At 75.4% G+C, this 18,232-nt stretch carries 14 protein-coding genes; 7 read left to right on the forward strand and 7 right to left on the reverse strand.

Annotated features, from left to right (window positions below; translation table 11 throughout):
* Window positions 1-27 precede the first annotated feature (27 nt).
* A complete protein-coding gene (locus tag AB0N04_RS17895; RefSeq protein ID WP_360209822.1) occupies window positions 28-1,032 on the reverse strand; it encodes an agmatine deiminase family protein in 1,005 nt (334 codons plus the stop codon).
* 154 nt (window positions 1,033-1,186) lie between these two features.
* A complete protein-coding gene (locus AB0N04_RS17900) occupies window positions 1,187-2,404 on the reverse strand; it encodes an agmatine deiminase family protein (protein ID WP_360209824.1) in 1,218 nt (405 codons plus the stop codon).
* Between the two features lie 261 nt (window positions 2,405-2,665).
* Between AB0N04_RS17900 and AB0N04_RS17905 the strand changes: the two genes are divergently transcribed.
* The gene (locus AB0N04_RS17905) at window positions 2,666-3,238 is read left to right on the forward strand and encodes a TetR/AcrR family transcriptional regulator (protein WP_360209826.1); all 573 of its coding nucleotides are present in this window, start codon (window positions 2,666-2,668) and stop codon (window positions 3,236-3,238) included.
* A gap of 170 nt (window positions 3,239-3,408) precedes the next feature.
* Window positions 3,409-5,172, forward strand: coding sequence for a protein kinase (locus tag AB0N04_RS17910; RefSeq protein WP_360209828.1), 1,764 nt, complete (start codon window positions 3,409-3,411; stop codon window positions 5,170-5,172).
* 195 nt (window positions 5,173-5,367) lie between these two features.
* Here AB0N04_RS17910 and tatA read toward each other — a convergent pair whose 3' ends face one another.
* Complete coding sequence (gene tatA / locus AB0N04_RS17915) at window positions 5,368-5,676, reverse strand: Sec-independent protein translocase subunit TatA (RefSeq protein WP_360209830.1); 309 nt, start codon at window positions 5,674-5,676, stop codon at window positions 5,368-5,370.
* Window positions 5,677-5,915: 239 nt separating this feature from the next.
* Here tatA and AB0N04_RS17920 point away from each other — a divergent pair, with 239 nt between their 5' ends.
* The 3 genes from AB0N04_RS17920 to AB0N04_RS17930 all read left to right on the forward strand — a co-directional run bounded on the left by AB0N04_RS17920 (window position 5,916) and on the right by AB0N04_RS17930 (window position 9,358).
* On the forward strand, window positions 5,916-7,106 hold the full coding sequence (locus tag AB0N04_RS17920; protein WP_360209832.1) for an agmatine deiminase family protein: 1,191 nt from the start codon (window positions 5,916-5,918) through the stop codon (window positions 7,104-7,106).
* A gap of 213 nt (window positions 7,107-7,319) precedes the next feature.
* On the forward strand, window positions 7,320-8,609 hold the full coding sequence (locus AB0N04_RS17925; RefSeq protein WP_360209834.1) for a 2-isopropylmalate synthase: 1,290 nt from the start codon (window positions 7,320-7,322) through the stop codon (window positions 8,607-8,609).
* Window positions 8,606-9,358 carry a hypothetical protein gene (locus AB0N04_RS17930; RefSeq protein WP_360209836.1) on the forward strand — a complete coding sequence of 251 codons (753 nt, stop codon included), beginning with the start codon at window positions 8,606-8,608 and terminating at the stop codon, window positions 9,356-9,358. The genes AB0N04_RS17925 and AB0N04_RS17930 overlap by 4 nt, the downstream gene beginning before the upstream one ends.
* Here the strand turns inward: AB0N04_RS17930 and AB0N04_RS17935 are convergent.
* Window positions 9,355-9,921, reverse strand: coding sequence for a TetR/AcrR family transcriptional regulator (locus AB0N04_RS17935; protein WP_360209838.1), 567 nt, complete (start codon window positions 9,919-9,921; stop codon window positions 9,355-9,357). The two genes, AB0N04_RS17930 and AB0N04_RS17935, sit on opposite strands and share 4 nt — an antisense overlap.
* A gap of 206 nt (window positions 9,922-10,127) precedes the next feature.
* Between AB0N04_RS17935 and AB0N04_RS17940 the strand changes: the two genes are divergently transcribed.
* Together AB0N04_RS17940 and AB0N04_RS17945 are read left to right on the forward strand one after the other, a co-directional pair.
* Window positions 10,128-11,441, forward strand: a complete 1,314-nt coding sequence (locus AB0N04_RS17940; protein WP_360209840.1) for an MFS transporter — start codon at window positions 10,128-10,130, stop codon at window positions 11,439-11,441.
* A 70-nt stretch (window positions 11,442-11,511) separates the two neighbouring features.
* Complete coding sequence (locus AB0N04_RS17945; RefSeq protein WP_360209842.1) at window positions 11,512-12,420, forward strand: MBL fold metallo-hydrolase; 909 nt, start codon at window positions 11,512-11,514, stop codon at window positions 12,418-12,420.
* 7 nt (window positions 12,421-12,427) lie between these two features.
* Here AB0N04_RS17945 and sulP read toward each other — a convergent pair whose 3' ends face one another.
* From sulP to AB0N04_RS17960, 3 genes are all read right to left on the reverse strand, one after another.
* On the reverse strand, window positions 12,428-14,311 hold the full coding sequence (gene sulP / locus AB0N04_RS17950) for a sulfate permease (protein WP_360209844.1): 1,884 nt from the start codon (window positions 14,309-14,311) through the stop codon (window positions 12,428-12,430).
* Window positions 14,312-14,433: 122 nt separating this feature from the next.
* The gene (locus tag AB0N04_RS17955; protein ID WP_360209846.1) at window positions 14,434-17,196 is read right to left on the reverse strand and encodes a cation-transporting P-type ATPase; all 2,763 of its coding nucleotides are present in this window, start codon (window positions 17,194-17,196) and stop codon (window positions 14,434-14,436) included.
* Window positions 17,197-17,247: 51 nt separating this feature from the next.
* Window positions 17,248-18,195, reverse strand: coding sequence for a polyphosphate kinase 2 family protein (locus tag AB0N04_RS17960; protein WP_360209848.1), 948 nt, complete (start codon window positions 18,193-18,195; stop codon window positions 17,248-17,250).
* Window positions 18,196-18,232: the final 37 nt, after the last annotated feature.

The raw sequence follows: 18,232 nt of genomic DNA on the forward strand, positions 1-18,232 counted from the left end.
GTGTTCCGTTCCGTGCGGGGGCGGGTGTCAGGCCCGGGCGGCCGGGATCTGCTGGGTGATGCAGTGGACGCCCCCGCCGCCGTAGGCGATCACCCGGGCGCGCACGCCGACGACCTTGCGGTCGGGGTACGCGGCCGCGAGCACCGCCAGGGCGCCGTCGTCCTCGGGGTGGCCGGCGACCGGCACGACCACACCGCCGTTGGCCAGGTAGAAGTTCAGGTAGCCGACCTCGACGCGCTGGCCGTCGACCTCGACGAAGGCGGCCTGCGGCACGTCGACGATCTCGAAGGGCCGGCCCTGGGCGTCGGTGGAGTGCTCCAGCACGGCGCGGTTGGCCCGCATCCGCGCGTGGTCCGGGTGCGCCGGGTCGGCCGGGAGCTGCACGATCACCTTGCCGGGGGCGACGAAGGCGCACACCCCGTCGACGTGGCCGTCGGTCTCGGTGTCCAGCAGGCCGCCGTACGGCAGCCAGACCACCTTGGTGACGCCGAGGCGGGCCTTCAGCTCGGCCTCGATCTCCTCCCGGCTCATGTCCGGGTTGCGGTTGGGGTGGAGCAGGCACTGCTCGGTGGTGATCAGCGTGCCCTCGCCGTCGACGGTGATCGCACCGCCCTCGAGGATCATCTCCGAGCGGATCGCCGGGACGCCGAGGTGGTCCAGCAGCAGGGCGCTGATCCGGTCGTCGGCGTCCCACGGGTGGTGCTTGCGGCCCCAGGCGTTGAAGCGGAAGTCCACGCCGGCCCGGCGGCCCTCCGGGTCCAGGACGAAGATCGGCGCGGAGTCGCGGAACCACGAGTCGTCCATCGGCAGTTCCACCACCGTGACGCCCCCGCCGCACAGCGAGCGCGCTTCGTCGCCGTGGCCGGGCGGCGCCGCCATGGTGACCGGCTCGAACTCGGCGATGGCGCGGGCGACGGCCGCGTACTCCTGCTTCACCTCGTCGAGGGTGTCGCCCCAGAGGTCCTGCCGGACGGGCCAGGCCATCAGGCAGCCCTCGTGCTCGGTCCACTCGGCGGGCATTCGGAACGTCATGGGGAACCTCTTCTGGTCGGTCGGGCACTGGTGCGGTCGGTCGTGCGGCCGGGCGGGTGGTGCGGCCGGGCGGGCGCCCGGACGGGGGCGGCCCGCGCGGCCCGGGCCCCGGCGGCCCGCCTCCGTGGGGGGGTGGGGCGGGCCGCCGGGGTGGTCAGCGGGCCGGCGGTACCGCGGGCTGGGACTGGGTGGCGCAGTGGATGCCGCCGCCGCCGGACGCGATGGTGTCGATGTTGACCTGGACGACGTCGCGGTCGGGGAACTCGGCCTGCAGCACGGCGTAGGCCGTGGCGTCGGCGGCGGTGTCGCCGAACTGCGGGACGAACACGGCCCCGTTGGCGACGTAGAAGTTGGTGTAGCTGGACAGGAAGTCCTTGCCGCGCCCGCGGATCAGGGCGCGGTCCGGCCCGGGGAGCTCGACGACGGTCAGGGCGCGGCCCTGGGCGTCGGTGGCGCCGCGCAGCGCCTGGCGGGCCTGCTCGTAGACGTCGATCCAGACCCGGGAGGTGCCCGGGCCGGGCTTGTCGAGGACGACCCGGCCGGGCGAGGTGAAGCGGGCCAGGCAGTCGATGTGGTCGTCGGTGATGTCCTGGCCGGCCAGACCGGCGAGCCAGATGACCTTGTCCATCCCGAGCGAGCTCTTCAGGGCCTGTTCGACCTGGGCCTGGGACATGCCGGGGTTGCGGTTGGGGTTCACCAGCGAGCTGACGGTGGCCAGCAGGGTGCCCTGGCCGTCGGTCTCCAGGGCACCGCCCTCGCCGACGAAGGGGGCCTGGACGCGGTCGACGCCGTACTGGCCGAGCAGGCTCGCCGCCACGGCGGCGTCCTCGGCGAAGGGCTGGTAGTACGGGGTGCCGGCTTTGCCCCAGCCGTTGAAGTTGGTGTCCAGCCCGGCGATCGCGCCCGGGGCGACGAGGAAGGTCGGGCCGAAGTCGCGGATCCACAGGTCGTCGTTGGGGATCTCGACGACGGTGATGCGGTAGTACGCCCCGCCGCCGCACCGGTACCGCGCGTCGGCGGCCTGGCCGGGGCGGGCGACCACGACGACCGGCTCGTAGCGGGAGATCTCGTAGGCGACCCGGGCGATGTCGTCGCGCACCGCGGAGAGCTGGCGGCCCCAGATCGACGACAGGGCCGGCCAGGCCATGAACGTGCGGTCGTGGCGGTCGCTCTCGGCCGGCATCCGCAGCCTGAGCGTCCCGGGCACGGCCGCGGGCGCGGCGCCGGGGGCGGCGGCCGGGCCCGCCGGGTCGGCCGGCGAGGCGGTGGCGGCCCGGGCCACGGCCGGGGCGACCGTGCCGAGGGCGAGCAGCGGCAGCGCGGTCGCGCCGATGCGGAGCAGGCTGCGGCGGGAGGGTGTGGGGGTGTGCAAGGAGCGCTCCCTGGAGGTGGTGGGAGGTGGGGGTTGCCCCGCATCCTTCACCGCACTGAAAATTCAGTCAACCCTTTGGGCCACAGAAACCCGGTATCCACTCCCATCACCCCGGAATCGATCACCCCGCGACACCGCCCCGGAGGGCCTCCCCGCCGCCACCACCTGGCGACTCTTCGCACACGTCGTCGGCGATCGATCCTGAAATTACCATCAGGAGACCTCGGCAAACCGACCCCGAGCCGGGTAGAGTGTGCGCCCATGTCGGACCGTCGGACAGGGATACTCAAAGCCGCCACCCGGGTGATCGCCCGCCGTGGCGTACGCGGGCTGCGCATGGGCGAGCTGGCGACCGAGGCCGGGGTGTCCACCTCGCTGATCTACTACCACTTCACCGACCGGGCGGGCATCCTGCGCGAGACGCTGGAGTTCATCAGCGACCGCGCCGACCACTACACCGCTGAGCCGGACCCCTCCGAGCAGGGCTCGACCCCGCGCGCCGACCTGGAACGGGTCCTGCTCCTGGAACTCCAGGACACCGCCGAGGTCAGGGAGAACAGCACCGCCTGGGGCGAACTGCGGGCCACCGCCGTCTTCGAGACGGAGCTGCGGGACGACCTGGCGAGGACCACCCACACCTGGGTCCACGACATCGCCGAACTCCTCGCCCGCGCCAACCCCACCGGCACCGCCCCCGCCCACGCGGCCGCCGCGGAACGGCTCACGGCCCTCATCGAGGGCCTCAGCGTGCGCTGGCTCAGCGGCTCGCTGCCCCTCGACCACGCCCGGCTGCTCCTGCGCGACGCCATCGACGCGGAGCTGGCGCGCTGCTAGGGCGCGTCTCGTGGATCACTGCCGGAACCGTTTCGGAGGGGCTGCGACGGGCCGGACTGACGCTACCTCTAAACTTCGCCGTGCCGTCTGTGCCGAACCGCGGTGTGGCCGCCCCCGGGCCCCGTCCCGGCCCGGCGTCCCGTCCCTGTCCGCCGAGAGAGGCAGCCCGCATGTCCGCTGACCGACCCCCCTTCGCCCTGCCGCCGGCCTTCCAGGAGCTGACCGCCGACGACCCGCGCGAGGTCGGCGGCTACCGGCTGTACGCCCGGCTCGGCGCCGGCGGCATGGGCCGGGTCTACCTCTCCTACACCCCGGGCGGGCGGCCGGTGGCGCTCAAGGTGGTGCGCCCCGAGCTGGCCGAGGACCCGGAGTTCCGGGCCCGGTTCGCCCAGGAGGTGGCCAGCGCCCGGCTCATCCACGGGCTGTTCACCGCGCAGGTCGTCGACGCCGGCGTGGAGGCCGCCACGCCCTGGCTGGCCACCACCTACGTGCCCGGCCCCTCGCTCCAGCAGGTCGTCCAGCGCTTCGGCCCCCTCCCGGAACGGACCGTCCTGCTGCTGATGGCCGGCATCGCCGAGGCCCTGCAGGCCATCCACGCCACCGGCGTGGTGCACCGCGACCTCAAGCCCGGCAACGTGCTGATCGCCTCCGACGGCCCCCGGGTGATCGACTTCGGGATCGCCCGCGCGGCCGACGCCGCCGCCCTCACCGGCACCGGACTGCGCATCGGCTCGCCCGCCTACATGGCCCCCGAGCAGGCCACCGGCCGGCCCGCCACCCCCGCCACCGACGTCTACGCCCTCGGCGCCCTGGCCGTCCACGTCGCCGGCGGCACCCCGCCCTTCGGCGACGGACCGGACCCGGCGACGCTCTACCGGGCCGTCCACGAGGACCCCGACCTCAGCCGGGTCCCCGCCGACCTGCACGAACTCCTCCGGCGCTGCCTCGCCAAGCAGCCCGAGGACCGCCCCAGCACCGCCGAGGTGATCGCCGCCGCCCAGGGCCACCCGGCCGTGGGCGGGCACCTGAGGTTCGGCGAGGACTGGCTGCCGCACCCGCTGGCCGGCCAGCTCACCCGGCACGCCGACCTGCCGCAGGTGCCCGCCGAGGCCCGCACCGCCGTGGTGGCCCGCCCCGAGTGGGCCACGGCCGCGACGCAGCTCGCCCCCACCGCCCCGGACGGCGGCGCCACCCCGGTCCCGACGCCCACCGTGCTCGCCGCCGCCCCCGCAGCGCTCTCCCCCGCCGCCGGTGCCGCGGCGCCCGCGCCGCACCGGGGCTCCCACGGGAAGGACGACCGGAGCCGGGCCCTCGGCCGGACGGCCCTGACCGCCGCCGTCGCCCTGCTCGTCGGCGCCGCGGCCACGGTGTTCCTGCTCGACGACCCGGACCCGGTGGAGGCGGCGCCCGCCGAGAACCCGGTGGCCGACACCGCCACCCCGGGCGGCCGGGCGCCGGGCGCGGCGACGACCTCACCCACCGCGCCCAGCGCGCCCGCGACGCCCTCCCGCACGGCCTCCGCCCCGCCGACCGCCTCCCCCTCGGCGGTGCCCACCACGGACTTCGCCCCCGTCTACCGCGCGGTCGAACTCGCCTCGACGGACTCCGGCTACGAGTTCGACCTCTCCACCGGCACCGTGGTCCCGGCCGACAGCGCCACCTGGTACGTCAGCCGCAACGAGAGCGAGTTCCTCTACCCGGAGAACGCCGACTCCTTCATCGGCCGGGACGCCGGACTCACCGCGGCCGACTGCCTCAAGGGGCTCGGCAGCCATCCGTCCGCACGGCTGCCGTTCAGCGCGGTCGGGCCGCGCGGGGCCTTCTGCCTCCGCTCGGCCGACGGCCGGGACCTCGCCATCGTCCGGGTGCTGTCCACCGCGGGCGCGGACGGGCCGGTCCGGGTCTCCCTGGACCGCTACCGCCGCAACGGCTGAGCCCGCCACGGGCGAGGCGCGGTGGCCGAACCCGCGGTCGGCCGTGACCCGCGGTCGGCCGAACCGCCGTGGCCGAACCGCGGTGGCCGGGCCCGCGACGGCCGAGAGCCGCCGCCCGCCACCCGGGGGTGGCGGACGACGGCTCTCCCCGGGGCGCCGCCACCGCGCGCGGTCGGCCCCCGGCGGGGGCACCGGTCAGGGCTGCCGCCGCACCGGCTCGCCCGGACCGCCGGCCACCGTGCCGCCGGCCGGGGCGGCACCGGCTGCGGTGCCACCGGCCGCCGCACCGGCGACCGGGGCGGCAGCGGCCGGGGCAGCGCCGGCTGACGCCGCATCGGCGGCGGGCTTCTCCTCCTCCCGCATCGCCGCCGTCTCGGCCTTCAGGATGCGCATCGACTTGCCCAGTCCGCGGGCCATGTCGGGCAGCTTGCGGGAGCCGAAGAGCAGCGCCACGACCGCCACCAGCACCAGGAGGTGCCAGGGCTCCAGAGCATTGCGAAGCACGGCTGCCTCACCCGGCCTTTCGTCGTCCGCGACCGGGCCGCCCGCTCGGCGGCCGGTCGTCTCGGGGTGGTTGGGGTGACGCCCACCGTAAGCTTGACTGATTTTTCAGTCAATGCGACAGTTCAGTCCGGTGCCGCCGACCACCCGTGTCCGGCACCGCCGGGCGTCGCCCGGGCCACCACCCCGGCCCGCGCACCGCACCGCACCCGAACCACCCCCCAGCCCCACCGGAGGACAGCGTGTCCCTCTCCCCGCTCGCCCGCCGCACGGTGCTGCGCTCCCTCGCCGGAGCCGGCGTGCTCGCCCTCGGCGCGACCGCCTGCGCAGCCCTCGACGAGCCGGCCGATCCGGCCGCACCGTCCTCCGGCACCGCCGACCGGCCCGCCGACACCCCGTCGGCCGAACCCCCGGCACCCGCCCCGGCGCGCGGGCGCCGGCTCGGCGGCGAGTGGGAGAAGCACGAACGGACGTTCATGGCCTGGCCCGCCTCCGGGAACGTCTGGGGCGACCAGCTGGCGTCCGTCCGCAAGGACATCGCCGAGGTGGCCCGGGCCGTCGCCGAACGCGAACCGCTGATCCTGCTCGTCCGCCCCGGTCAGGAGGCCTCGGCCCGCAACGCCTGCGGAACCGGCGTCGAACTGCACGCCACCCCGGTCGACGACCTGTGGGCCCGGGACACCGTGCCGGTCTTCGTGGAGGAGGGCGGCAAGGTCAAGGGCGTCGACTTCAACTTCAGCGGCTGGGGCGGCAAGCAGGAGCACACCAACGACGGCCGCCTCGCCCGGGCGGTGCTCGACGCCTACGGGATCGAGCGCGTCGAGACCAGGCTGGTCGCCGAGGGCGGCTCCTTCGAGACCGACGGCCTGGGCACCCTGATGGTCACGGAGAGCTCCGTCGTCAACGACAACCGCAACCCGGGCATGAGCCGCGACCAGGTCGAGGCCGAGCTCAAGCAGGCGCTGGGCGTCACCAAGGTGATCTGGCTCGCCGGCGTCAAGGGCAAGGACATCACCGACGCCCACGTCGACTGCCTGGCCCGCTTCGCCGCACCCGGCGTCGTCTTCCTCGACCGGGCCTTCCCCGGCACCCCCGCCGACGTCTGGTCCCGCTCCGCCGACCAGGCCAGGTCCGTCCTGGCCGAGGCGACCGACGCCACCGGCAAGAAGCTGAAGGTCATCGAGATCGGCCAGCCCGACCCGGACAAGATCACCGGCCGCGGCGACGCCTTCGTCTCCTCGTACATGAACTTCTACATCGGCAACAAGGGCGTCTACCTGCCCCTCTTCGGCGACCCCCGGGCCGACGACCACGCCCAGGAGGTCTTCCGCGACCACTTCCCCGGCCGCGAGATCGTGCCGCTCCAGATCGACGCCATCGCCTCGGGCGGCGGCGGCATCCACTGCTCCACCCACGACCAGCCCGCCGGCTGACCGGGCACCGCTGCGGGGTGGGGCGCCGGCCCATGCCACCGCAACACCCCGCCCGGCAAGGGGAACGGCGGTTTCCGTCGCTCCCGGGGCCGAATCCGCCGACTCTCCGCCGCGCACACCCGGGTGCCGCCTAGAGTCCGGAGCCGGTCGCCCTCCACGGGTGGAGGGCCGACGCGTCGGCCGCCCTACCGGCCGGCGCGATGGGGGGTCGCGATGGAACAGGACGTCGTCCGGGAGTCCGCACGGGCGGGGCGGGTGGTGCTCTGGGAGGAGTCGGCACGGGACGGCGCGCAGGCCAAGACCCTGATGTCGCCGGCGTTCCGGGTGCGGCTGGCCCGCGAGCAGGGGCGGATCTTCGGCGCCGACGGCCCGCGGCACGTGGTGTTCGCGGCCGGCTTCCCCGCGGTGTGCGCCGAGGAGTTCGAGGCGGTGCGGCGGGTGGCCGTCGAGGCCGAGGGCGCGGTCAGCGTCGCCGCGGTGTGCCGCGGCCGGGCGGCCGACGTGCGGCAGGCGGTCGCCTCGGTCCGGGGCACCGCCCGTGCCCGGATCATGGTGGTGGTGCCCGCCTCCGAGGCGATGGCCCGCACCATGACCCACCGACCGGCCCGCACGGCCCTGGAGTCGGCGGCGGCCCTGGTCGGGGACGCCCGCGCCCTGGACGAGCGGGTCGGCGTCGACGTCTGCCTGGCGGACGCCTCCCGCGCCGACCACGGCCTGATGGCCGCCCACGCCGCCGCACTGACCGCCGCCGGGGCCGGCACCATCGTGCTGGCGGACACCGTGGGCGTCCAACTCCCCTTCGAGGCAGCCGCGTTGTTCACCCGCGTGCAGGCCGCGGCCGGCCCGGAGGTGGTCCTGGCCTCCCACCTGCACAACGACCTCGGCCTCGGCCTCGCCAACACCCTGGAGGCACTCCGGTCCGGTGTCCGGGTGGTGTCCTCCTCCTGGCTCGGCCTCGCCGAGCGCAGCGGCATGGCCGCCACCGAGCAGCTGCTGTTCCTGCTGGGCCACGATCCGGCGCGGGCCGCCGACCTGCTGGCCACCGGGGCTCCCGCCTGGTGGACCGCCCCCGACCTCACCGCACTGCCGCGGATCGCCCGGCTGGTCGCCGACGAGACCGGCGTCCCGCTGACGGTGACCACCCCCGTGGTGGGCAGCGGGGTCGGCACGATCTCCACCGGTACGCCCTTCGTCCACCCCGAGCTGTTCCAGCCGTTCGACCCCGAGCGGCTGCTCGGGATCGCCCCGCGGGTGGTGCTCACCCACCTGGCCAGCACCCGGGTCGTCCGGGCGGTCGCCGCCCGGCTCGGCCACGAGCTCGACCCGGACCAGGCCGCGGCCGCGACGGCGTGGACGAAGCGGCAGGCCTACCGCACCGGCCGGGCGGTCGTCGAGGACACGGCGTTCGCCGCCTACCTCGACGGCCTGCGCGCCACCGGCACCGTCCACGCCTCCGAGGCCCCCGACGACGCCCGCACCTCCCCGGCCGGGGCCTCCGCATGACCGCCGGCCGGACGGCCACGGACCCGGGGCCCGCGGACCGGGGCAGCGTCGACGCCGACGCCGCGGACGCGGCCCTGCGACGCGGCACGGCCGTCGTGCTGCCGAACCCGGCCCCGCTGACCTACGTCGTCGCCGGCACCGACCCGGAGGCCGTCAACGAGGCCAAGGACCGCCCGGCCGGCCAGGCCGTCGCCCTCTGGGCCCACCACCCCGACACGCTCGCCGCGTTGGGCGCCGCCCTCGACCTCGGCGCCGGCCTCGCCGCCGCGGCGCACCGGCTGCTCACCGAGGAGCGAGTGACCCTGCTGGCCCCGCTGCGCCCCGGCGCCCGCCCGCCCGGCTGGCTCTCCCCGGCCACCCGCGACGGCTGGACCATGCTCTTCGGTGCGCGCTGGGCCCCGCTGCTGCCGCTGCTCGCCGGCCACCCGGTGCTGTACGTGAGCAGCGCCAACCGCACCGGGCGCCCGCCCGCGGCGACGGCCGCCGACGCCGTCGCGATGTTCCCGCCCGCCGTCCCCGTCCTCGGCGCCGCCTCGCTCACCGACCCCGGCGACGGCTCCGGCCCCGCCTCCGGGCACGGCTCCGGGCAGCCACCCCGGGCGGCCACCACCACCCTCCGGCTCCACCCGGACGGCCGCGTCGACCTGCACCGCCACGGCGCCCAGGACCGCCACCACCCGACCCCGGCCGACTACCTCGACCACGTCCGCGTCCGCTACCCGGGGCTGCGCCCGTCCGGCTGCCCCTAGGACCTGGCCCCGCCGAGGAGTTCGGCCACCAGCCGCCGCGCGTACGCCGCGTCGAGCCCGGTCGGCCGGAACAGGATGCGGTACATCATCGGGGCGACGACGCGGTCCATGGCGGTCTCCACGTCGGGGACGTCCTCACCGCGGGCGCCCGCCCGGGCGAGGACGACGCCGATGTGCTCGGCCGCGTAGGCCGAGCACTGACCGGCGTTGCTGCCGTCCGGGTCGCCGAGCAGGGCGTCGCGGATGTAGGCGCGGCCGGAGGGGGACGACATCTCGTCGAGGAACTGCTCGGCCCAGGCGGTGAGGTCGGTGCGCAGGTCGCCGTGGTCGTCCGGCGCCGTGTCGGGCCGCAGCCGTTCCACCGCGACGTCCGACAGCAGCTCCTGCAGGTCGCCCCAGCGGCGGTAGATCGTCGACGGGGTGACTCCGGCGCGCTGGGCGACCAGCGGCACGGTCAGGGCGTCCCGGTCCACCTCCGCGAGGAGGTCGCGCACGGCCTCGTGCACCGCCGCCTGGACCCGGGCGCTGCGCCCGCCCGGGCGCACCATCTGCCGAGGACTCATGCCACCAGCTTAAAGCACATTCCTTGCGTTTAGCGGGCACTCGGGCCACTCCTGGCCGAACCGGACCGCCCTCGACGCGGCCGGACCACCCTCGCCGCGGCCTCGACGCGCACTGCGACCACAAAAGCTAAGGGATTGCGTTAGCCGCCCACCCACCCCTACGGTGTCCTTAACGCAAACGAGTCGCTTTAGCGGGAAGGAGCCCCATGCCCAGCGCGACGCCCCACGCCCCCGCACTCCCCTCCCTCCGGGCCGGCTGCCCCCGCCGCCCCGACCGTGCCCGCCCCGACCACACCCGCCCCGGCCGGCGTGCGGCGTCCTTCGCCCTCGACGCCTCGGCACTGGCCACCCTGCTGGCCGCCTCCAGCGCCCCGACCCCGCTCTACCCCCTCTACCAGGAGCAGTGGGGCCTCTCCCCGCTCGCCGTCACCGCGGTCTTCAGCGCCTACGCACTGGCCCTGCTGGCAGCACTGCTCACCACCGGAGCGCTCTCCGACCACCTCGGACGGCGCCCCGTCCTGGCAGCCGCCCTGGTCGTCGAGGCCGCCGCCATGCTGCTGCTGGCCTCCGCGGACGGCGCGGGCACCCTGCTCGCCGCCCGGGTCCTCCAGGGGCTGGCCACCGGCACGGCCACCGGCGCCGCGGGGGCGGCCCTCCTCGACCTGGAACACCCCCGGCACCCGGGCCGCTCCGCGCTGACCAACAGCATCGCCCCGGTCGCCGGCATGGCCGCCGGCGTCCTCGCCGCCACCCTGCTCGTCCGGTTCGCGCCCGCCCCCACCGTCACCGTCTACGCCCTGCTCGCGGCCGTCTTCACCGCCCAGGCCGTCGCGGTCGCCTTCACCACCGAGACGGCGCGCCGCCGCCCGGGCGCCCTGCGCTCCCTGAGCCCACGGCTCGCCCTCCCGCCCACCGCCCGCCGCACGCTGCTGGCCGTCGGCACCGGAGTCGTCGCGGTGTGGGCCCTGGGAGGCTTCTACTCCTCGCTCGGCCCGGCGCTCGTCCGGCTGGTCGCCCCCGACGCCCCGCAGTCGGCCCGCGGCCTGGTCTTCTTCACCGTCAGTGCCACCGCCGCGCTCACCGTGTGGGCGCTGCGCCGCAGTTCGCCCCTCACCGCCACGGTCGGCGGCTGCCTGGCCGTCCCGCCCGCCACCGCCCTGACCCTGCTCGGGATGCACGGCGCCGGGCTCCCCGCCGTCCACGCCGGCGCGGCCCTCGCCGGCGCGGCCTTCGGCGCCGTCTCCCAGGGGGCGCTGCGCCTCCTCCTCGGATCCCTCGACGTGCCGGACCGCGCCGCGACCCTGGCCGCCTACTACGTCCTCAGCTACCTCGCCATGAGCCTGCCCGCCATCGCCGCGGGCGCCGCCACCCGGTCGTACGGGCTCGGGGCCACCGCGCACGCCTACGGCATCGCCGCCGCCCTGCTCGCCCTCGCCGCCCTTGCCGCACTCGCCGTGTCCCGGCGCCGGGCCGCCCCGGCCCACCCCGCCGCCGCACCGGCCCCCGACCGCCTCCGCTGAAGCGACCCGAACCAGCCGAACCGAACCCCGACCGACCGAACCGCCCGAGCAACCGAAGGACCGACGAACCATGCCGACCACGCCCGCCACCACCACCGCCCCCACCTGGACCGTCGGCGACCTCACCGTCCACCGCGTCGACGAGATCCCCCTGCCGCCCGCCACCGGACAGTGGCTGCTGCCCGACGCCACCCCCGAGCTGGTGACCGCCCAGGACTGGCTGCACCCCCACTTCGCCGGCGCCGACGGCACCCTGCACATCGACAGCCACACCTTCGCCTTCGTCGTCGACGGGCTGCGCGTCCTCGTCGACACCGGCATCGGCAACGGCAAGGAGCGCGCCAACCCGGCCTGGCACGACCTGCGGACCGACTTCCTCGAGCGCCTCACCGCCGCCGGCTTCGCCCCCGACACCGTCGACCTGGTGATCCTCACCCACCTGCACGCCGACCACGTCGGCTGGAACACCCGCCTGGTCGACGGCCAGTGGGTCCCCACCTTCCCCAACGCCCGCTACGTCACCAGCCGCACCGAACGCGAGTTCTGGGCCGCCCACCCCATGGAGGAGGCCCGCCGGCAGATGTTCGAGGACTCCGTGCTCCCGGTCGAGCGGGCCGGACTGCTCGACCCGGTCGACGTCGCCGAGGGCGGCACCGAGGTCCTCCCCGGCCTGCGCCTGCTCCCCACGCCGGGCCACACCCCGGGCCACGTCGCGGTCGAACTGACCAGCCGCGGCGCGACGGCGCTGATCACCGGGGACTGCGTCCACCACCCCGTCCAGTTCGCCCACCCCGCCGTCGGCGCCTGCGTCGACATCGACCCCCGGCAGTCCGAGGCCACCCGCCGCGCCCTCCTGGCCTCCCTCGCCGGCACCGGCGCCCTCGTCCTCGGCACCCACTTCGCCCCGCCGACCGCCGGCCACGTCGTCCCCCACGCCGACGGCTACCGCCTCGACGCGGTCCCCGCCCGCACGGCCTGACCTCCGGTCACGAGGGCGCCGGCCCACCCGGCGCCCCCTCGCCCCGCCCATCGGCCGGCCCGTCACCCCACGCATCGTCCGCCCCGTCGCCCGGCCCATCGGCCGGCCCGTCACCCCACGCATCGTCCGCCCCGTCGCCCGGCCCATCGGCCGGCCCGTCACCGTCCGGAGCACCGTCCGTCCCGGCACCCCGCGCCCAGGAGCGGTAGGCGGCCACCGCCGTCGGCAGCGTGGGGAAGATCCGGTCGGCGCCGACGGACGCGCTCAGCCCGTACGCGTCGAGCTCGTCCCGCAGGTCCTGCTTCACCCGGGCCAGGGCGAACACCACCCCGCGGGAGGCCAGTTCGCCCCGCAGGGCGTCCACCGAGTCCAGTCCGGTGATGTCCACCTCGACGTTCGCCTCGGTGTTGAGCACGAACCACCGCACCGGCCCCGGCTGTTCGGCCAGGGCCGCCAGCGCGCGGCGCCGGAAGTCCTCCGCGTTGGCGAAGAACAGCGGGGAGTCGTAGCGGTACACCACCAGCCCGGGGAGGGTCCGCGCCGCGGGGTAGTCGTCGACGTCGTGCATCCCGGCCACGCCCGGCACCAGGCCGAGCACGGCGTCGTGCGGCCGGGCGACCCTGCTGAGCAGCTCGACCACCGACAGCCCCACCGCCACCAGCACGCCGTAGAGGATGTCCAGGGTCAGCACGCCCGCCGTGCAGCCGACGGCCAGCAGCAGTTCGCGGCGCCGGAAGGAGGCCAGCCTCCGGAACCCCGCGACGTCGATCATCCGGAGCGCGGCGAAGACCACCAGGGCGCCCAGCACGGCGTCCGGGGTGTCGTGCAGCAGCGGGCCGAGGAACAGCAGGACGGCGACCACCCCGACACCGGCCGTCAGCGCGTACAGCTGGCTCCGCGCTCCCGCCGACTGGGCCAGCGCGGTGCGGCTGGCGCTGCTGCTCACCGGGAAGCCCTGGAAGAAGCCGGCGCCGAGGTTGGCCGCGCCGAGGCCCAGCAGTTCCTGGTTGGCGTCCAGCCGCCGCTCCCCGTCGGGCCCGTCGAAGGCGCGCGCGGTCAGGATGAAGTCGGTGTAGCCGACCAGCAGGATGCCCAGCGCGGGCAGGGCGAGCCGGGACAGGTCGCCCAGGTCCGGCAGCCGGGGGGCGGGCAGCCCCGCCGGGATGCCGCCGATCACCGCGAGGCCGTGCTCCTCGAGCGAGAACGCCGCGGAGACGGCCGTGCCGAGCACGACCGCCAGCAGCGGGCCGGGCAGCCCGGGGCGGAGGCGGGCCACCAGGAGGAGGAAGAGCAGGGTGGCGGCGCTGAAGGCGACGGTCGGCAGGTTGGCCTCGGTGAGGTCGCCCAGGAACGACGCCAGCTGCGGGAAGAACCCCTCGCCGCGCACGTCGACGCCGGTCAGCTTGGACAGCTGGTCCACGATCATGATCAGCGCCACGCCCGTGAGGTAGCCGATCAGCACCGGTCGCGAGAGCAGGTCGGCGACGAAGCCGAGCCTGGCCAGCCACGCCAGCACGCACAGCACGCCGACCACCACGGCGAGACCCGCCGCCAGGACGGCGTAGCGGGCCGGGTCCCCGCCGGCCAGCGGCCCGACCACGGTGGCGGTCATCAGCGCCGTGGTCGACTCGGGCCCGACCGACAACAGCCGGGACGACCCGACCAGTGCGTACAGCACGATCGCCGGCAGGATGGCCCACAGCCCGGTGACGGGCGGCAGGCCCGCGACGCTCGCGTACGCCATGACCTGCGGCACCAGGTAGGCGACCACCGTGACGCCGGCCAGCAGGTCGCCCCGCAGCCAGTCCCGCCGGTAGCGGCGGAGCACCGCGAGCCCCGGCAGGGCCGGCACCACCCGGCGCCACCCTCCGCCGGGACCGCCCGCAGCCATCGCTCTCCTTCCGTCACCAGGCCCCCGAACACCACCCTGCGGTCCCGGACCGCCGCCGCCCGCGGACCCGCCACCACCGCTCACGGACCCGCCACCACCGCCCGCCCACCGGCCACCCCCGCTCACGGACCGGGCTCGGCCCCCGCCCCGGGCCCGGCCCCGGCCCCGGCGGGAGCCCGTAGGCGGGCCGGCAGCTTGCCCAGCTCCCACAGCAGCAGGAGCGCGACCGCGGCCAGCAGCGCCCACCCGAACTGCCGGACGTCGATGTCGGTGGTCCCGAGGATCCGGCGGAACGCGTCCATCTGGGTGACCAGCACCGCCAGCACGAACTCCGCCAGGGCCGCCAGGTTCATCTGCCGGCTGTCGAAGGTGGCGACCGTCAGCACCGAACCGCGCTCACTGCGGCACTCGTAGGCCGCGACGATCAGGCAGAGCGCGAAGGCGGTGAACGCGATCGAGTTGCCGACCGCGACGCTGCCGTAGTGCGCCTCGCCCAGCTTGATCAGCAGCAGCAGGGCGACGGTGACGGCCAGCCCGGCGAGACCGACGGTGACCACGACGGGCCCGGTCAGCACCGACTCGCCGCGCGGGCGCGGGGTGCGCCGCATCAGTCCGGGGCTCTCCCGGTCGAAGCCCAGCGCGAAGCCGAACGGGGCGTTGACCACGAAGTGCACCCACAGCACCTGCGCCGGGGTGAACGGCTCGCCCGCCGCGATGTTCAGGACCGCCGCGCCGAGGAAGGTCAGCACGAACGTCACCAGCAGCACCAGGACGAACCGGATGTACTTGGTGAGGTTGTCGTAGAGCTTCCGCCCCTCCCCCACCGCGTAGACGATGGTGGCGAAGTTGTCGTCGGCGAGGACCATGCGGCTCGCGTTCTTCGCCACGTCGGTGCCGCTGCCCATGGCGATGCCGATGTCGGCGGCCTTGATGGCGGGCGCGTCGTTGACGCCGTCGCCCGTCATCGCGACCACGTCGCCCTTCTTCTTGAGCGTGGCCGCGAGCAGCACCTTGTGCTCCGGCGCGACCCGGCCGACCACCCCGATGTCGTCGATCCGCGCCAGCCGCTCGTGCTCCGGCAGCGCGGCGAAGTCGGCGCCGAGCACGGCCTCGCCCTCGATGCCGAGCTGGCGGGCGATGGCCGCCCCGGTGGTGACGTCGTCACCCGTCACCATCCGGACCCGGATGTGGGCGGCCTGCGCATCGGCGACCGCGGCCCGCGACTCCTCGCGCGGCGGGTCGACCATGCCCACCAGACTGGTCATCCGCAGGTCGACGACGAGCGCCAGCAGGTCGCCGTCCGGGTCGAAGTCCGCCGGGTCCAGGTCCCGGACGGCCCCGGCCATCACCCGCAGCCCCTCGCCGCCCATCCGCTCGGTCTGCGCCAGGGCGCGGGCGCCGAGGTCGCCGTCCCAGGGCACGACCCGGCCGTCCGCGAGGGCGGTGCCGGCCCGGGCCGTCACCGCGGGCGCAGCGCCCTTGACGAAGCACCGCACCACCGGGCGGCCGTCCGCGTCCTCCGCCTCGTTGAAGGTGGCCATCAGCTTGTAGCCGGGGTCGAACGGCAGGGTGGCGAGCCGGGGGAAGCGCTCCCGGCTGGCCTCGATGTCCAGCCCGGCCTTGTGCGCGAGGACGAGCAGGGCGCCCTCGGTCGGGTCCCCGACGACCTCGCCGCCCACCAGCTTGGCGTCGTTGGCGACCAGGTAGGGCAGGATGGCGTCCTCGATGCCCGCCGCGGACCCGGCGGCGTGGTGGACCCTCCCGTCGAGGCGGTAGCCCGTCCCGGAGACGGTGTAGCGGTCGGTGGGGCTGAGCACCTCGACGACCGTCATCTGGTTCATCGTCAGGGTGCCGGTCTTGTCGGAGTTGATCGCCGACGTGAAGCCGAGCGTCTCGACGGACGGCAGCTCCTTCACGATCGCGTGCCGCTTGGCCAGGTTGAGGCTGCCCACGGAGAGGATCACCTGGCTGACGGTGGGCAGCGCCTCCGGGATGGCCGCGATGGCCAGCGAGACCGCGCTGACGAAGAGCGCGTCCCAGGCCTGGTCGCGGCTGCGGCCGAGGGCGAACATCACGATCATGGTCAGGCCGGCCGCCGCCGCGATCCAGAGCGTCAGGGTGTTGAGCTCCCGGGTCAGCGGCGACTGCTCCTTCTCGGTGGCCGACAGCATCCCGGAGATCTTGCCCAGCTCGGTGTCCACGCCGGTCCCGGTGATGACGAGCAGTCCGCTGCCGTGCGTGACCGGGGTGTTCATGAACGCCGTGTTGGTCCGGTCGCCCGGGCCGAGCGGGCCCGCCGCCAGCGTGCCGGCGTCCTTCACCGCGGGGACGCTCTCGCCGGTCAGCGCCGACTCGTCGATCTGCAGCGCGCTGGCCTCGACGATCCGCCCGTCCGCCGGGACCTCGTCGCCCGCCGAGACGAGCATCACGTCGCCCACGACCAGCCGTTCGGCCGGGACCTCCGCCTCCGTCCCGTCCCGCCGCACCCGCGCGGTCGCCCGCATCATCGACTTCAGCGCGTTCATCGCGCTCTCGGCCTTGCCCTCCTGCCGCAGCCCGACCACCGCGTTGAACAGGGTCAGCACGACCAGCAGGATCGCGGTGGCCCACTCCCCGATCGCCATCGACACCACCGCCGCCGCCACCAGGATGATCTGCATGTAGCTGCGGTACTGGTCGAGGAAGCGCAGCCAGCCCGGCCGCGCCTTCTCCTCCGGCAGGGCGTTCGGCCCGTGCGCGGCGAGCAGTTCGGCCGCCCGCGCCGCGGTGAGCCCGGTCGCCGGGTCCACCCCCAGCGCGGCGGCGACCTCCGCCGGCGGGCGCGCGTACCAGGGCGTCGGGGACGCCCCCGTTGGCGCTCCGGACGGGTCGGCCTGCTCCGCCATCTCCACTCCTCAGGGTCCGGGCGCCCGCGCGGGCGGACGCGCCCGGCGGTGTCAGCCCTTCCGGTGCTCCGCCGTGTACGGATCGCGCGCGGCACCCCGGGGAGCCTCCCGCTCCAGCTGCCGCCTGGCCGCCAGGAGCTCCTTCCTGGCCTGCGCGTCGACCGTGGGGTACTGCGGATCGATCCCGATCAGGGTGTGGGCGAGCACGGCCGCCGCACAGATCCGCGCGAACCACTTGCGGTCCGCCGGCACGACGTACCACGGCGCCCACGGCGTGCTCGTGGCCGACAGCATGTCGGAGAACGCCTCCTGGTAGTCGTCCCACCGCTCGCGCTCGCGGATGTCGGCCGCGGAGAACTTCCAGTTCTTCTCCGGGAGGTCGATCCGCTTCAGGAAGCGGGTGCGCTGCTCCTCCTCGGACAGGTTCAGGAAGACCTTCACCACCCTGATCCCGTTGTCGGTCAGGTAGCGCTCCCAGTCGTTGATCTCCCGGTAGCGGCGGTGCCAGACCTTCCGGCCCTTCGCCTCCTCCGGGAGCTTCTGCCGGTCGAGGTTCTCCGGATGGACCCGCACCACGAGGACCTCCTCGTAGTGCGACCGGTTGAAGATCCCGATCTCCCCGCGCGAGGGCAGCCGCCGCGCGTACCGCCACAGGTAGTCGTGGTCGAGCTCCTCCGCGGACGGCACCTTGAAGCTGCTCACCCGGACGCCCTGCGGGTTCACCCCGCTCATCACGTGCCGGATCGTCCCGTCCTTCCCGCCGGCGTCGATCGCCTGCAGGCAGAACAGCACCCCGTAGGTGTCCTGGGCCGCCAGCCGCGCCTGGTACTCCGACAGCAGCGACACCCCGGTGCGCAGCAGCTCCGCGCCGTCGCGCTTCTTCAGGCCCGCCTTGAACCGGGGGTCGAAGTCCTCCGCGAGGTCCACCCGCGACCCGGGCTCCACCCGCAGCGGCTCGACGAACTTCGCGATGCGTTTGGCCGTCCGACCGTCCGACATCACCGGCACCGTCCTCTCCGCTCCACCGCGCCGGCAC

It is taken from the genome of Kitasatospora sp. NPDC051702, assembly GCF_040681575.1.
In the GTDB taxonomy this organism is placed as follows: domain Bacteria; phylum Actinomycetota; class Actinomycetes; order Streptomycetales; family Streptomycetaceae; genus Kitasatospora.

Bases quoted from the DNA above. Each gene is read 5' to 3' on its own strand.
- AB0N04_RS17895 (WP_360209822.1), bottom strand. From the start codon at position 1,032: ATGACGTTCCGAATGCCCGCCGAGTGGACCGAGCACGAGGGCTGCCTG.
- AB0N04_RS17905 (WP_360209826.1), top strand. From the start codon at position 2,666: ATGTCGGACCGTCGGACAGGGATACTCAAAGCCGCCACCCGGGTGATC.
- AB0N04_RS17910 (WP_360209828.1), top strand. From the start codon at position 3,409: ATGTCCGCTGACCGACCCCCCTTCGCCCTGCCGCCGGCCTTCCAGGAG.
- AB0N04_RS17925 (WP_360209834.1), top strand. From the start codon at position 7,320: ATGGAACAGGACGTCGTCCGGGAGTCCGCACGGGCGGGGCGGGTGGTG.
- AB0N04_RS17930 (WP_360209836.1), top strand. From the start codon at position 8,606: ATGACCGCCGGCCGGACGGCCACGGACCCGGGGCCCGCGGACCGGGGC.
- AB0N04_RS17935 (WP_360209838.1), bottom strand. From the start codon at position 9,921: ATGAGTCCTCGGCAGATGGTGCGCCCGGGCGGGCGCAGCGCCCGGGTC.
- AB0N04_RS17940 (WP_360209840.1), top strand. From the start codon at position 10,128: ATGCCCAGCGCGACGCCCCACGCCCCCGCACTCCCCTCCCTCCGGGCC.
- AB0N04_RS17945 (WP_360209842.1), top strand. From the start codon at position 11,512: ATGCCGACCACGCCCGCCACCACCACCGCCCCCACCTGGACCGTCGGC.
- sulP (WP_360209844.1), bottom strand. From the start codon at position 14,311: ATGGCTGCGGGCGGTCCCGGCGGAGGGTGGCGCCGGGTGGTGCCGGCC.
- AB0N04_RS17955 (WP_360209846.1), bottom strand. From the start codon at position 17,196: ATGGCGGAGCAGGCCGACCCGTCCGGAGCGCCAACGGGGGCGTCCCCG.
- AB0N04_RS17960 (WP_360209848.1), bottom strand. From the start codon at position 18,195: ATGTCGGACGGTCGGACGGCCAAACGCATCGCGAAGTTCGTCGAGCCG.